Annotated in this window: 12 protein-coding genes and 1 tRNA gene; all 13 read left to right on the top strand. The window is 63.5% G+C overall.

Features of this window, described 5'->3' with window-relative positions; translation table 11 throughout:
- Positions 1–204 precede the first annotated feature (204 nt).
- The 13 genes from QP415_RS04685 to QP415_RS04625 all read left to right on the top strand — a co-directional run bounded on the left by QP415_RS04685 (position 205) and on the right by QP415_RS04625 (position 14,639).
- Positions 205–3,045 carry an Rne/Rng family ribonuclease gene (locus tag QP415_RS04685; RefSeq protein WP_285099136.1) on the top strand — a complete coding sequence of 947 codons (2,841 nt, stop codon included), beginning with the start codon at positions 205–207 and terminating at the stop codon, positions 3,043–3,045.
- Between the two features lie 220 nt (positions 3,046–3,265).
- Positions 3,266–3,586 carry a 50S ribosomal protein L21 gene (gene rplU / locus QP415_RS04680; protein WP_003796298.1) on the top strand — a complete coding sequence of 107 codons (321 nt, stop codon included), beginning with the start codon at positions 3,266–3,268 and terminating at the stop codon, positions 3,584–3,586.
- Positions 3,587–3,620: 34 nt separating this feature from the next.
- Positions 3,621–3,878, top strand: a complete 258-nt coding sequence (gene rpmA, locus QP415_RS04675) for a 50S ribosomal protein L27 (RefSeq protein ID WP_016461852.1) — start codon at positions 3,621–3,623, stop codon at positions 3,876–3,878.
- Positions 3,879–3,952: 74 nt separating this feature from the next.
- Positions 3,953–5,476, top strand: coding sequence for a GTPase ObgE (gene obgE, locus QP415_RS04670; protein WP_285099058.1), 1,524 nt, complete (start codon positions 3,953–3,955; stop codon positions 5,474–5,476).
- On the top strand, positions 5,473–6,600 hold the full coding sequence (proB, locus tag QP415_RS04665) for a glutamate 5-kinase (protein WP_285099057.1): 1,128 nt from the start codon (positions 5,473–5,475) through the stop codon (positions 6,598–6,600). Before obgE ends, proB begins: the two co-directional genes overlap by 4 nt.
- Positions 6,601–6,637: 37 nt before the next feature.
- Positions 6,638–7,918: a glutamate-5-semialdehyde dehydrogenase gene (locus QP415_RS04660; protein WP_048676169.1), complete on the top strand. Its 1,281-nt coding sequence runs from the start codon at positions 6,638–6,640 to the stop codon at positions 7,916–7,918.
- Positions 7,915–8,625 carry a nicotinate-nucleotide adenylyltransferase gene (gene nadD / locus QP415_RS04655; protein WP_016461848.1) on the top strand — a complete coding sequence of 237 codons (711 nt, stop codon included), beginning with the start codon at positions 7,915–7,917 and terminating at the stop codon, positions 8,623–8,625. The genes QP415_RS04660 and nadD overlap by 4 nt, the downstream gene beginning before the upstream one ends.
- A gap of 13 nt (positions 8,626–8,638) precedes the next feature.
- Complete coding sequence (gene rsfS, locus QP415_RS04650; RefSeq protein WP_016461847.1) at positions 8,639–9,064, top strand: ribosome silencing factor; 426 nt, start codon at positions 8,639–8,641, stop codon at positions 9,062–9,064.
- Positions 9,061–9,795, top strand: coding sequence for a histidine phosphatase family protein (locus QP415_RS04645; RefSeq protein ID WP_016461846.1), 735 nt, complete (start codon positions 9,061–9,063; stop codon positions 9,793–9,795). Before rsfS ends, QP415_RS04645 begins: the two co-directional genes overlap by 4 nt.
- Positions 9,796–9,932: 137 nt before the next feature.
- A tRNA-Ala gene (locus QP415_RS04640) sits at positions 9,933–10,005 on the top strand.
- Positions 10,006–10,028: 23 nt separating this feature from the next.
- Entirely contained in the window at positions 10,029–10,268 is a 240-nt protein-coding gene (locus QP415_RS04635; RefSeq protein ID WP_285099049.1) for a hypothetical protein, read from the top strand.
- Between the two features lie 63 nt (positions 10,269–10,331).
- Positions 10,332–12,296 carry a CAP domain-containing protein gene (locus tag QP415_RS04630; protein ID WP_285099048.1) on the top strand — a complete coding sequence of 655 codons (1,965 nt, stop codon included), beginning with the start codon at positions 10,332–10,334 and terminating at the stop codon, positions 12,294–12,296.
- Positions 12,297–13,184: 888 nt separating this feature from the next.
- Positions 13,185–14,639, top strand: a complete 1,455-nt coding sequence (locus QP415_RS04625; RefSeq protein WP_285099046.1) for an excalibur calcium-binding domain-containing protein — start codon at positions 13,185–13,187, stop codon at positions 14,637–14,639.
- The last annotated feature ends 35 nt before the right edge of the window (positions 14,640–14,674 follow it).

Raw genomic sequence — 14,674 nt, 5'->3', positions numbered from 1 at the left:
TTTTTTATGGGTTTATCCGTGAGATTGTCAGGATGCTCGCGTTGTTCTGGTCACCCTGCCATTAATAGGGCGTCGTATTGTGCGACAATAGGGGTGAATGGATGTCGCGGGAGTGCCCTCGCGACGAGAGCCGAGCGATGACGTATTTATTGCCGCCGGCCGCTGCGCAACTGCGCTCCACTAGGTTTCCGCCCCGTGAGGGCGATGAAAAAGGGTGCGTCCAGGCACGGGGCGCGCGCCCACCATTGGAGAATCGTGACAACCGAATCGACCCCCGTGGCGCCCGCCGCCTCGCTGCTGTTCCAGGCCCCCGTTTTCCAGGCAGCCCCCGAGGTTGCCCCTCCCGCAATTGTCGACGAGCCCGAACCCAAGCGTCGCCGCAAGTCCGCGGCATCAGACGAAGAGTCGGCTTCTCGCGAAGAGGCAACCCCCAAGCGTCGTCGTCGTTCCAAGAAGGTCGCGGAAGAGGCTGAGGCAGACGCGTCCGAGGCTCCTACCGCTGAGACGCAGCCTGACGATACGCAGGCTGAGCCCAAGACCCGTCGCCGCCGTCGCTCGAAGAAGGCGGACGAGGCCTCGGCCCCTGCGCAGGAGGATGCTGAGGGAGCCAGCGTGCCCGCTCAGGACGCGGAGTCGACGGATGAGGAAGATTCCTCTACCCGCCGTCGCCGTCGTCGCCGCGCCCGTTCGTCCTCATCGGCCTCCGAGGAAGGCGGCGATCCCGCGGACCAGGTGCAGGCCCTCAAAGGCTCGACGCGCCTTGAGGCGAAGAAGATGCGTCGCCGTGAGGGACGCCGTGAGGGACGCCGTCGCCACTCGATCTCTGAGTCCGAGTTTCTGGCACGCCGTGAATCTGTCGAGCGCACGATGGTTATCCGTGACCAGGATGGCCTCGACCAGATCGCCATCCTCGAAGACGGCCTGCTCGTCGAGCACTACGTCGCGCGTCGTACGCAGTCTTCGATGGTCGGCAACATCTACCTGGGTCGCGTGCAGAATGTCCTTCCCTCGATGGAGGCCGCGTTCGTGGATGTGGGCCGCGGGCGCAACGCAGTCCTCTACGCGGGCGAGGTGAACTGGGATGCCGTCGGCATGGAAGGCAAGCCTCGTCGTATCGAGGCGGCTCTGAAGTCGGGCGACCCCGTCCTCGTTCAGGTGACGAAGGATCCGATCGGACACAAGGGTGCGCGTCTGACCTCCCAGATCACGCTGGCTGGCCGCTACCTGGTGCTCATTCCCGGCGGTTCCATGATGGGCATCTCCCGCAAGCTCCCGGATAAGGAGCGTGCTCGCCTGAAGAAGATCCTCAAGTCTGTCGTTCCCTCGGGATCGGGCGTCATCGTGCGCACCGCGGCGGAAGGTGCGACGGAGGAGCAGATTCGCGATGATGTTGCGCGCCTGACCCGTCAGTGGGAGGACATTGAGAAGAAGCGCACCAACACGAAGAGCGCCCCGACGCTGCTGCGCGGCGAGCCCGAGCTGGCCGTGCGCGTCGTGCGCGACATCTTCAATGAGGACTTCTCGAAGCTCGTCATCGAGGGCCGCGACACCTACGCGACCGTCAAGGAATACGTCGACGAGCTCAGCCCTGAGTTGTCCGACCGCGTCGAGCAGTGGGTGGGTACGGAGGATGTCTTCCATGCGCACCGCATCGACGAGCAGCTCGCCAAGGGCATGGATCGCAAGGTGTGGCTGCCCTCGGGTGGCACCCTCATCATCGACCGCACCGAGGCGATGACCGTCATCGATGTCAATACCGGCAAGTTCATCGGTGCCGGTGGCACCCTTGAGGAAACGGTGACCCGTAACAACCTCGAGGCGGCTGAAGAGATCGTGCGCCAGCTGCGTCTGCGCGACATTGGTGGCATCGTCATCATCGACTTCGTTGATATGGTCCTCGAATCCAACCGTGACCTCGTGCTCCGCCGCCTGGTGGAGTGCCTGGGACGTGATCGTACGCGCCACCAGGTCACGGAGATTACGTCGCTGGGCCTCGTGCAGATGACCCGTAAGCGTGTGGGTGAGGGCCTTGTCGAGGCCTTCTCCTCCCCGTGTGAGGCCTGCGAAGGCCGCGGCTTCATCGTTCATCATCACCCGGTGGAGACCTCCGGCGCTGAGCAGTCCTCGAAGGGTTCGAAGGGGTCGAAGAAGCAGCAGAAGAAGGCTGAGCCTCGCCGTATTGAGGATAACGCCGATCATGAGCGCGCCAAGGAGGCGCTGAGCGCAATCGCCGCTGCGTCCACGCGCAAGGAAGAGGAGAGCACGACCGAGGAAAGCGCTCCTGCGAAGAAGCGTCGTACGCGTACCGCTACCGCTGAGGTTCAAGAGCCCGAGGCGTCGACGGCCGCGCAGGAGGCATCGACCGAAGCGGAGGCCGAGGCTGCGGCTGAGTCCATCGTGCCCAAGCCGCTCGTTGCGCAAGCCGAGGAGGCTACCACCAAGCGTCCTCGTCGTCGCCGCCGCGTCGCCGAATCTGCTCCGCTGCCCGACCTGCCTGTGCATATCGAGCTGCCTGAGCCGGTCGAGCGTTCCAGCGAACCGGCAGCGCCCGTGAAGGACGCGTCGGAGATCCAAATGCCTGAGCATCGAGAGAAGGCTCCGGCTACCCGACGCCGTACGTCCCGCAAGGCGGTGACGGCAACGTCAAGCGAGCCGACCGAGGCCCCCGCGCCGGCGAAGACGCGTCGCCGCGCGACGGCGCAGACGGCGGTTCCCGAGGAACATGCGGTGGTTTCCGAGCCGCAGGCAGACAACACGCCGGCCAACGCGTCGGCGGCTGCGACGGTCGTTGAGGAGACTCACGCGCAGGAGCCCGCCGCGCCGCGTAAGACGCGCAGGCGTCGAGCTGCTGTCTCGACCGGTGTCGTCGAGCCCGATGCGGCCCCAGCACCTATCGTCGTCGACCTGCCTGCGCGTGCCGAGGCCAGCGCCCCGGCCACCCCGGTTCGTTCGACCGATGACATCGCGCTTCCGGAGGCGAGCGATCAGCCCCGCGTCAAGCGTCGTCGTCGCGCTGCCTCGACGGGTATCGTCGATGCCGGATAGTGCATATGCGCCGGGGGAGGGGGCCGATCATCCCTCCCCCGAGCGCAGGGTGTGGAATCGCACAGCACTTCACACCCGCCCGTGACCGTGCCGGCTTGCAATCCGGCGTGTGAATCGGCTAAATTTGATCGTCGGCGCAACAAGTGCCAACGGAATCATGACAATGAGACAAGTCCTCGGCAGTTTCGAGGCGCGATTCCGGTTACGAATACGAGAAGAGATGAGCTCCAACGTGGTCTACGCGATCGTCAAGGCTGGCGGCCGGCAGGAAAAGGTGTCCGTCGGTGACGTCGTCGTCGTCGACAAGCTGGCAGAAGAAATCGGTTCGAGCATCGAGCTCCAGCCGCTGATGCTGGTGGATGGCGACGCCATCACCGTTGACGCAGCCAAGCTGGGCAAGGTTTCCGTCAAGGCTGAGGTTGTTGACTCGGCCAAGGGCCCCAAGATTTCCATCATTAAGTACAAGAACAAGTCGGGCTACCGCAAGCGCCAGGGACACCGTCAGAAGATGTCGGTCGTCAAGATCACCGAGATCGCCTGAACCCGACGTTCCCACGAGCAGAAAGTAGCAACTGATGGCACATAAGAAGGGCCTTGGTTCCTCCCGTAACGGTCGCGACTCGAACGCGCAGCGCCTCGGCGTGAAGCGCTACGGCGGCCAGCTGGTCAACGCTGGTGAGATCATCGTCCGTCAGCGCGGCACCCACTTCCACCCTGGCGACGGCGTTGGCCGTGGCAAGGATGACACCCTGTTCGCCCTGCGCGCCGGTGCGGTTGAGTTCGGCCGCAAGCGCGATCGCAAGGTCGTCAGCGTTTCGCCGGTCTCTGCCTGAGACCGCGCGCATAAAGGGCGTCCGGCGTTGCCGGGCGCCCTTTTCAACATTCATTTCAGTCGTCAGGAGCAACAGTGGCAGACTTCGTGGATCGCGTGACTCTGCACGCGATGGGTGGTAACGGTGGTAACGGCGTTGCCTCGATTAAGCGTGAAAAGTTCAAGCCGCTGGCTGGCCCCGACGGCGGAGATGGTGGAAATGGCGGCTCGGTCATCCTGGAGGTGAGCGAGCAGGAGACCACGCTGCTGAACTACCACCGAAGCCCGCATCGCCGCGCGGATAACGGTACGCCCGGAATGGGTGATTTCCGTCAGGGCAAGACCGGAGCGGACATTATCCTTCCGGTCCCCGAGGGCACGGTCGTGAAGTCGATGTCGGGTGAGTTGCTCGCCGACCTGACGGGTGCGGGCGCCCGCTTTGTGGTGGCCGAGGGAGGGCGCGGTGGTCTCGGAAACGCTGCGCTAGCGTCGAAGGCACGTAAGGCCCCCGGCTTCGCGCTGCTCGGCGAGCCCGGCGAGGAACGGGACGTGATTCTCGAGCTGAAGTCTGTCGCGGACGTGGCTCTCGTGGGCTTCCCGTCGGCGGGTAAGTCCTCACTGATCGCTGCGATGAGTTCGGCGCGTCCGAAGATCGCGGATTATCCGTTCACGACGCTGGTCCCGAACCTGGGCGTCGTGTCGGCTGGCGACACGCGTTACACGGTCGCTGACGTTCCCGGCCTGATTCCCGGTGCATCGCAGGGACGAGGCCTTGGCCTGGACTTTCTGCGCCACATTGAGCGCTGCGCGGTCATCGTGCATGTCCTGGACACCGCTGCTTTTGAGACTGATCGCGAGCCCGTCGAGGATCTGCGCATTATCGAGGCCGAGCTGGAGGCGTACGAGGGTGACCTGACGCAGGTGGAGGGCTACGTGCCGATCATGCAGCGTCCGCGCGTCATCGTTCTCAACAAGATCGACATTCCGGATGGTCGCGATCTCGCTGAGATTACGCGTCCGGATCTGGAGTCTTTCGGCTGGCCCGTCTTCGAGGTGTCTGCCGTGTCCCACGAGGGACTCAAGGCGCTGTCTTTTGCTCTGGCCGGCATCGTTGAGGAGGAGCGCGCGAAGCGTCCCGCTCTTGAGGCTGCCCGTCCCGTCATCCGGCCGAAGGCCGTCGGGCGCAGCGTGGAGATCACGGTGCGCAAGACCCGCAAGGATGGCGAGGACGTCTTCCAGGTGCGTGGCGATAAGCCGGAGCGTTGGGTGCGCCAGACCGACTTTGCCAACGACGAGGCCGTGGGCTACCTGGCGGATCGCCTGAACGCCGCGGGCGTCGAGGACGAGCTGATGAAGGCCGGCGCGGTCGCCGGCGACACCGTCGTGATAGGCGACCTGGACGGAGGCGTCGTCTTCGACTGGGAGCCGACCCTCACAACCGGACCGGAGCTGCTGGGTTCGCGCGGTACCGACCTACGTCTGGATCAGAATGCGCGTCCGAGCCGCAAGGAACGTCGCGAGGTGTACCACCAGGTCATGGACGCCAAGACCGCTGCTCGTGACGAGCTGTGGACCGAGCGTCAGGCCGGCCACTGGACCGACGCCTCGGATCAGTCATGAGCGGAGTGTCTGCGGCTTCTCGCATCGTCGTCAAGATCGGCTCGTCGTCACTGACGCGAGAAGATGGCGGTCTGGATCTCAATCGGATCGACTCTGTCGCGCGCCTTGTTGCGCGCTGGCGCGGGGCGGACCGCGAGGTCGTCATCGTGTCGTCGGGTGCGGTCGCTGCTGGGCTTGATCCGCTCGGCTTCACGTCGAAGCCGAAGGACCTGCCGAGCGTGCAGGCCGCGGCGGCGATGGGGCAGGGGCTCCTGATGGCGCGTTGGACCGCTGCTTTCCAGGCGCATCACCTCGATGCCGCCCAGGTGCTGCTGACCACGGACGACGTCATGCGCCGTGACCACTACACGAACGTGCGTGCCTCGCTGACGCGCCTCCTCGGCCTCGGCGTCGTTCCGATTCTGAACGAGAATGATGCGGTGACCACCCGAGAGCTGCGCTTCGGCGACAATGATCGCCTCGCTGCCCTCATTGCGCAGATGATTAAGGCTGATGCTCTCGTTCTGCTCACTGATGTCGACGGTCTTTATACGGCTCCGCCAGATCACCCGGGGTCGGAGCTGATCACGCGTGTGGCGAGCGCCGATGATCTGATGAGCGTGCTCGTGACCGGTGCGGGATCGCGCGTGGGTACGGGCGGCATGGCGACAAAGGTGCAGGCTGCGATGCTCGCAACGACGAGTGGTATCGGTGTTCAGCTTGCCAGCGCTGATGCCCTTGAGGCGGTGCTGGCAGGCCAGCGCGTGGGAACGTGGTTCGAACCTTCCCAGGAGCGTCCGGCCTCGCGTCGTCTCTGGATCGCCCACGTGGCACCGTCGCGCGGCGAAGTCATCGTTGATGAGGGTGCCGCGCAGGCGATTACGGTCGGCAAGAAGTCTCTGTTGGTTGCGGGTGTGCGTTCCGTGCTCGGCCACTTTGACGCCGGTGACGTCGTGGACGTGGCATCTCCGACGGGGCTTGTTGCTCGCGGCGTGTCAGGATATGACTCCGATACCTTGGCGCAGATAGCCGGCTCGGGGACGGCAGAGCTGGAGGCTGCGGGGCACGAGCATCCGAGACCTGCGATTCACCGCGATGATCTGGCGGTGTTGGGTGACGCATTTTCTGCCCTCAGTGCTGACTGACGCGGCCCCACGGGCTGACGTGTGTCATCATGGCCGAGTGAATACTGCTGCAGATATTTCCCAGGTGACGGATGCCGCCCGCGCGGCTGCTCGCGTTCTCGCGAATGTGACCACGCAGGCGAAGAACCGCGGTCTCGAGGCGATTGCTGCTGCGCTCATCGAACGCAGCGACCAGATCCTGGCTGCTAATGCCGAGGATGTCGCCCGCGGTCGTGCGGAGCAGATGAGCGAGGGCCTGCTGGATCGCCTCGCTTTGACACCCGAGCGCATCCGGGGTATCGCCGATGCTGTCCGGGAGATTGCGGGTCTTCCTGACCCAGTCGGTCAAGTCGTTCGCGGTATGCGCACGGATATCGGTCTGCGCGTCACGCAGGAGCGCGTGCCTCTGGGCGTCGTCGGCATCATCTACGAGGCCCGTCCCAACGTCACCATTGACGCTGCAACCCTGGCGCTCAAGGCCGGTAACGCGGTGATCCTGCGTGGCGGCAGTGCCGCCCAGTCCTCCAACCGTGTCCTCATCGAGGTATGCCGTGACGCGTTGGCTTCCGTGGGGCTTCCTGCCGACGCGATTACGACCGTGGACCCCTGGGGACGCGAGGGTGCTCGCGCGATGATGCGTGCGCACGGCGCGATCGATGCTTTGATTCCGCGCGGCGGATCTGGGCTCATCAATGCTGTCGTCGAGGAGTCGCGCGTTCCGGTGATCGAGACCGGCACCGGCAACTGCCATGTCTACGTTGATGCTTCTGCCGACCTGGAGGCCGCCGAGGCCATCATCATGAACGCGAAGACGCAGCGCGTGGGCGTGTGCAACGCGGCAGAGACACTCCTGGTCCATGCCGATGTCGCCCAGCGCTTCCTGGTCGCGGCGATCACGCGTCTGACGACTGCGGGCGTCACGATTCACGCCGACGAGGCCACGCGGGCTATCGTCGACGGCCAGCCTTCCATCGACGCGCACATGATCGTCGATGCGACGCAGGCCGACTGGGAGACGGAATACCTGTCGATGGACCTCGCGGTGCGTGTCGTCGATGACATCGATGAGGCGATTGAGCACATTCGTCGGTACTCCACCGGTCATACGGAAGGTATTGTGGCCTCGGATGTTGCCGCTGTACGGGCGTTCCGTTCGGGTGTTGATGCCGCCGCTATCGCGGTGAACGCCTCGACGCGCTTTACGGACGGTGGGCAGCTGGGCCTGGGGGCCGAGGTTGGTATCTCGACGCAGAAGCTGCATGCGCGCGGTCCGATGGGGCTCACCGAGCTGACAACCACCACGTGGATTTACGAGGGAGAGGGAACGATCCGCCCGTGAGCGAGCAGGACAAGCAGACCGCGCCAGCCTCGGAGGAGGTCGGAATCGAGAAGACGACCGAGGCCACAGCGGGGGCGACCGCGGCACCGGCCCTGCCTCCGCACCCGCCGCGTGCGCTGCGCAGACGCCGTGCTATCGGCATTATGGGCGGTACCTTCGATCCGATCCACCACGGCCACCTCGTGGCCGCGTCTGAGGTGATGGACGTGTTCGGCCTCGACCAGGTCGTGTTTGTACCGGCCGCCATGCAGCCCTTTAAAGCGGGGCGTCGGGTGACCTCGGCCGAGCATCGCTACCTGATGACGGTGATCGCAACCGCTTCGAATCCGCGTTTCGCCGTGTCTCGTGTTGATATTGACCGTGGGGGTACGACCTACACGATCGATACCCTGGCGGATCTGTCTCGTGAGTACCCTGACTCTGACTTCTACTTCATTACGGGAGCTGACGCGCTGGCGCAGATCGCGCAGTGGAAGGATGCCGATAAGCTCTTCGAGCAGGCGCACTTTATCGGTGTGACCCGCCCCGGGCACAACCTGTCCGATCCCGGCCTGCCGCACGAGTCTGTGTCGCTGCTCGAGGTGCCCGCCATGGCGATCTCGTCGACCGACTGCCGCACGCGTGTCGCGCAGGGTAAGCCGGTGTGGTACCTGGTGCCTGACGGTGTCGTCCAATACATCAACAAGTACGGCCTGTACCGGTCCTGACCCAAGGAGAAACGTGAGCCTTCCTGACGCTACAGCTACACTGGCGAGCCTTGTTGCTCGTGCCGCGCACGACCGAGGTGGTATCAACCCGGTCCTCGTTGACGTGACCAGCAAGCTCGCCCTGGCGGACGCTTTCGTGGTCGTCTCGGCTCCGACGGACCGCCAGGTGCGCGCCATCGCCGAGGACATCATGGACCGCATCTGGGTTGAGCACCACCGCCGTCCGGCACATATCGAGGGTCGTGCAGAGGGCACCTGGGTGCTCCTGGACTATTCGGAGCTGCTCGTGCACGTGCTGTCGGAGGAGGAACGCGAGTACTACGCGCTTGAGCGGCTATGGGGTGACTGCCCGGCCACACCGATCGATGTCGATACCGATGAGGCTCGCGCTGCCGCTGCGGAGCGTGCGGCAACGCACGGGGCGGGGTCTGCCCAGTGAGTGCATCGCGGATTGTCCTGCTGCGTCATGGACAGACGGATTTCAACCTGGCGCGGCGATTTCAGGGACGCATCGATAAGCCGCTGAACGAGGCCGGGCGATCCCAAGCGGCGGGCGCGGCCGGCGTACTCGTCAGTCGCCTGTGCGAACCGAGTGCCGAGGTGGGCATGTTTGCCGCCGAGGACGGGCGCAGCTACGACGATGGGGGAGTGCGCATTGTGAGCTCACCCCTGGGGCGCGCGGTTGATACCGCGCGGATCGTCGCGCGCGTTTTCGATATCGCTGGGTACCCGTGCGAGGGGCCGGAACTCGATGATCGGCTCACGGAACGTTCCTACGGGAGCTTCGAGGGAAAGACCTACGAGGAGATTGCCCGAGAGCAGCCCGAGGCCTTTGCGCAGTATCGGGCAGACGGGGAGTGTGACCTCGCTGAGATAGAACGCTCCGAGGTCGTGGGCGCGCGCGTGCGTGACGCTGTCCTGGAGGCTGCTCGCGCATGTCGGGACGACCAGTCGTTGATCGTGGTCTCGCACGGTTCTGCGATCGCGCGTGGCATCGTGTCCCTCCTGGGATTGGATCCCGCCGTCTTCAACGGACTGCGCGGCGTGGACAACTGCCACTGGTCGGAGCTCGTGCCCGTGGGAATGTCGACGTCCAAGAGTGCGGCGGTCAGCGGGTGGCGACTCGCCTCCCATAACATCGGCTCACGCGAGGACATTCTGGGAGCATAACGGTGCTCGGGCCCCTCGTTGCCGCAGAGAATCAACGATTTCTCTACATTGTGACGAGGGGCACTGAATTGGATTTGCGTAAACGTTTGAGGGTCCGCTATTATTTATCAGGTCGCCAGGGCGACGAACTAAATAACGGGGCTATGGCGCAGTTGGTAGCGCGCTTCCATGGCATGGAAGAGGTCGGGGGTTCGAATCCCCCTAGCTCCACAAAAAATTCCGACACTCAGCTTGTGAGTGTCGTTTTTTTGTTGTCTCTGGACGGGTCGTTTGTTTGTTGTGCCGGCACTCGGTGGCCGTTCATGGCGCGCGTCGTCCATCCGTTAGTCGGGCATCCGTTACTCATTGGTCAGGGACTGGCGCATAAAAATAACGTTTTGGTATCGACATATGGGATGTTCAAAATCTGTCAAACCTATAAAACGTTGCAAATCGGTGCATTTGCCTGTAATGAATTACTGAAAAAACCTTGAAATACTGCGTACCGCGTGGAAAGATTTACCCGTCTTTGTCTCATAGTGTTAGGCCGGTAGCCAATGTCGTTCCAGCTCACTCGCACCCATACCTCGGTGGTCCTCGCCGCCACGACAATCGCAGCATCCCTCGTCGTCATCCCCACACTGGCTGAGGGTGCGAACACTTCAGAGGATGCGTTCTGCAACTCCCTGTCCGGGGCTCAGGGGCGCATCACCGCTGAATACAATCCCTTGCTCGCCAGCTACGCCGCTGCGGCCGCTGGAAATTCCTCCACTCCCACCGCCGATCCTGCGCGTGAAGCCGAGCTCCGCGCGGCGCTGGCAGACGCTCAGGCTGCCCTTGATGCTGCTCAGCAGGCAGCGGCTCAGCCCGGTGCCTCGGCTGGTAATGCTGCGGTATCTGCACCCGCAACGACTGATCGTGGCCTCGACTGGGTGGACTGGTCGCAGGTTGATGACGCTACGCAGGCGCGTATCATCGAAGCCCTCATCGTTCAGAAGATGAATGCCTACCGTGCGAACGCGGGACTGCCCGAACTGGTCGTCTCCGATACCGTGACCGCGGATGCGCGCTCGTGGAGCCAGCACATGTCCGACACGGACGACTTCAATCATGACCCCGATTACAAGTACTTCGGTGCGGGCAAGCTTGATGGCGGCGACACGACCTACGCCGGTGAGAATATTGCGTACAACCACCGCGAGAACTTCGGAGACAAGTGGGGAGCCTACGGCACCACCAAGAACCCGATGCAGGCCGCTGACGCCCTCTTTGACCAGTGGAAGAACTCCTCCGGCCACGATAAGAACATGCTCGCTCAGAACAACGTCGTGGGTGTTGGTGTTCATATCGCCAAGCATGGTCAGTTCACCCGCATTTACGGCACCCAGAAGTTCTACGCAATCACCGGTGGTTCTCCGGATGTCTCCCGCTTCCACACGACGGGTGACACTGCCTCGGCCTACGGTTTCGATGGCGGCGCCTTCAACTCCGACAACACGAACTACGTCTCCGGTCTGGCCGGTGGCGGCGATGCGCAGCGTGCTAACTCCTGGCAGAACAAGGTTGGTGCCCTGCCCGGTGTTGCTCTGCCGGTCGATGTGTCGACGCTGCCCGCCAAGTCCGGATCTGCGGCGCCCTCAACTCCCGCTCCGTCCGCAACTGGCTCGACGACTGACAATCAGCAGGCCGTCATTGATGCGCAGGCATCTGTGAATGCTGCTCAGAGCGCTCTCGATGAGTACCTCGCGTCCGTGGCCGACGAGAAGCCCGCTGCCAGCCTTGCTGAGATTGACGCAGAGCTTGACCGTGTTGCCGACTCCATCGCTGCGCAGACGTCCGTGCACCCGGAGAAGGACGGCGGTGTCACCGTGAAGTCCGGGGATCAGGCTGGCCGCTACCTGACTGCTGCCGAGTATCGTGACGCTCTCACGCGCTGCACGACGCTCTCTGTGAGCCCCTCGGACCCTGCCCCCTCGCAGAGCGTTGACCAGGGAAGTGCGAATCCGCGTATTGATACCGGCGAGCAGACTCCGGCTCCGCAGAACCCTTCCGTTGGTGACGGTCAGACCCCTGCCCCCGGCGCCCAGACTCCGGCTCCGCAGAACCCTTCCGTTGGTGACGGTCAGACCCCTGCTCCGCAGAACCCTGTGACTCAGGCTCCTGCCCCGCAGAACCCGAGCACTCCGGCTCCCGCGCCTTCGAATCCCTCCGTTGATGGCGAGCAGACACCCGCCCCCGGTATTGAGGCTCCCGCCCCGCAGGATCCTGCCACCCAGGCTCCTGCCCCGCAGAACCCTGTGACCCCGGATCCTGCCACCCAGGTTCCGTCCGTCCAGGTTCCGGTGACGCCAGCTGCTTCCGATCCCGCGCAGACTGACGCTCCGGCCTCGACCCCGGCCGAGACGCGTCGTGACACGCTGGCTGCCACCGGTGCCTCAGGTGTGTGGGTTGGCGTTGGGGCGGTCGCCGTCCTCGTTGCTGGTATCGGTGCGGTCGTCGCATCGCGTCGAGCCAAGCGCTGACGCATCGCTCTGAAGCCCCGGCTTCATCCTTCATTGAACTGTCTCCCGTTTCTTGGACATCGTCAGCGGTGTCCGAGGGGCGGGAGGCTTTTCATGCATATAGTTCTGTGTCTGAAGCATGATCGTTTACTGGGGGAGTGGACTGGGCGGTTTTTCGGGCGGGCGTGAGGATTGCTCGCATGGTGGCCTGTTGCTCAGTGGTGTGACACCACTGAGCGGAGCAATACGCCAGCTCGGAGGTGGTGTTATGCCCCCTTACTGGTGTAGTGCTGTCTGCCGCGACGCGGTAGGAGGCGCGTTGATGAGGCGTTGGGGCTAATGTTGCCGCGTGTGAGCTTGTCGCTCTGTGGCATTGCACTACTTGGCGCAGCATTGCACTGGATAGTAAGCAGTGCAACGTCCTCGTAACCAGTGCATTACTGCTGTATCTAGTGCATTGCTTCCGTGGCTGCGCCTGGTGTCGGCTGGTTGAGATGTCCGTCGCTATCCCCACGATGAGACTTGTTACCGATGGGGTGTAACACCCGATCGGGAAAATCCAACCTCTTCTGATCGGGTTGAATCTTCCCGATCAGGTTGAATCCTTCCGGCTGTATGCTGACTGTGTCGATGCGGCTTGTTGGTTGGTGATGTGACAAAACTGAGTGGGGTAGGGCATAGGTGCGGAGGCGGTGTCATGTGCCCGCAGCGTCGAGGCTTTTTCATGCCTGTTTGTGTTGTTCGGTGCAGGTGTTGATGGTGACAACATTTTATTTGGTGCGTCACATTATTCCGTGTATAGTCAGTAAATGAATGCTGCGGAACTAATGTGCATTCGTCGATCAAGTGCGATTGTTCTACTGAAGGGACTCACGCACTCGTCGCCTTCTGTTCAGAGAGGAATAAGATATGCGTCCCATCAATATGCGCAGGAACGCACTGGCGGTCCTGGGTGCTGCTGCCCTCGTTGTTGGTCCCTTGGCTCCTGCTTATGCGCTCCCGGTCGGTCCGAGCCAAGATGGTGAGCCTGTGGGCGTCGCCGCTGAGGCTCCGGTGGTGGAACCGACGGCGGATCCCGCACCTACCCCTGACCCAGCGCCCAACCCTGACCCAGCGCCCAACCCTGAGCCAGCGCCCAACCCGGAGCCCGCGCCCAACCCGGAGCCCGCGCCCAACCCGGAGCCCGCTCCCAACCCGGAGCCCGCTCCCAACCCGGAGCCCGCTCCCGCGCCGAAGCCCTCGTGGAAGATGGACGCTGTGGGCTGGTGGTACGACCTGGACAATGGCTCGTACGCACGTGACGAGAAGCGAGACATCGACGGTGCCACCTACCGTTTCAACGGCAGCGGCTACATGGTCACCGGATGGTACAACCTTGGGGGATCGTGGGAGTACTACGCCCCCTCAGGTGCGCAGGCGCGTGGATGGACGAACGTGCAGGGAACCTGGTACTTCCTGGATCCGCAGAGCGGAGTGATGCGCACGGGTTGGATCGTGGTTGACGGCTCCCCCCGGTACTACCTGAACGCCTCCGGCGCCATGAAGACCGGCTGGCTGAACCAAGGCGGCTCCTGGTACTACCTCGGTGATTCGGGCGCGATGGTGCATGGATGGAACGCGATCGGCGGCTCCTGGTACTACTTCAACGAGCCGAGAACCTGGTACTTGCTGGATCCGCAGAGCGGAGTGATGCGCACGGGTTGGATCGTGGTTGACGGCTCCTGGTACTACCTGAACGCCTCCGGCGCCATGAAGACCGGCTGGCTGAACCAAGGCGGTACCTGGTACTACCTGAACGACTCGGGCGTTATGGTGCGCGGTTGGAACGCGATCGGCGGCTCCTGGTACTACTTCAACGAGTCGGGTGCGATGGTGACCGGCTGGCTCAGCCAGGGCGGCTCGTGGTACTACCTGAACGCCTCCGGCGCCATGAAGACCGGCTGGCTGAACCAAGGCGGTACCTGGTACTACCTGAACGACTCGGGCGTTATGGTGCGCGGTTGGAACGCGATCGGCGGCTCCTGGTACTACTTCAACGAGTCGGGTGCGATGGTGACCGGCTGGCTCAGCCAGGGCGGCTCGTGGTACTACCTGAACGCGTCCGGCGTGATGGTGACGGGCACGCAGTGGATCGGCGGCGAGCGTCACTGGTTCTACGACTCGGGCGTGTGGTGGGGCCTGTATCCGGTTGCCTCGGCCTCGTCGGCAAGCAGCGGTGGTTCCTCTTCCTCCCCTTATTACAAGAACTGTGACGAGGTGAGGCGTGCGGGCAAGGCTCCTCTGCATCGGGGACAGCCCGGTTACAGCCTTGATCTTGACCGTGATGGTGACGGTATTGCCTGCGAGTACCACCGTGGGCGTTGATCAGTGAGTGATCCGGGCCCGGTCGCAGGATCTGG

This window comes from Pauljensenia sp. UMB3104 (assembly GCF_030217285.1).
Lineage (GTDB): Bacteria > Actinomycetota > Actinomycetes > Actinomycetales > Actinomycetaceae > Pauljensenia.
The sequence above is the reverse complement of the archived record's forward strand: the minus strand, read 5'-3'. Positions and strand labels throughout refer to the sequence as shown.

Excerpts from the sequence above, each read along its gene's own strand:
- QP415_RS04625 (WP_285099046.1), top strand. The coding sequence starts at position 13,185 with ATGCGTCCCATCAATATGCGCAGGAACGCACTGGCGGTCCTGGGTGCT.
- rplU (WP_003796298.1), top strand. The coding sequence starts at position 3,266 with ATGAGCTCCAACGTGGTCTACGCGATCGTCAAGGCTGGCGGCCGGCAG.
- proB (WP_285099057.1), top strand. The coding sequence starts at position 5,473 with ATGAGCGGAGTGTCTGCGGCTTCTCGCATCGTCGTCAAGATCGGCTCG.
- QP415_RS04630 (WP_285099048.1), top strand. The coding sequence starts at position 10,332 with ATGTCGTTCCAGCTCACTCGCACCCATACCTCGGTGGTCCTCGCCGCC.
- QP415_RS04685 (WP_285099136.1), top strand. The coding sequence starts at position 205 with ATGAAAAAGGGTGCGTCCAGGCACGGGGCGCGCGCCCACCATTGGAGA.
- rpmA (WP_016461852.1), top strand. The coding sequence starts at position 3,621 with ATGGCACATAAGAAGGGCCTTGGTTCCTCCCGTAACGGTCGCGACTCG.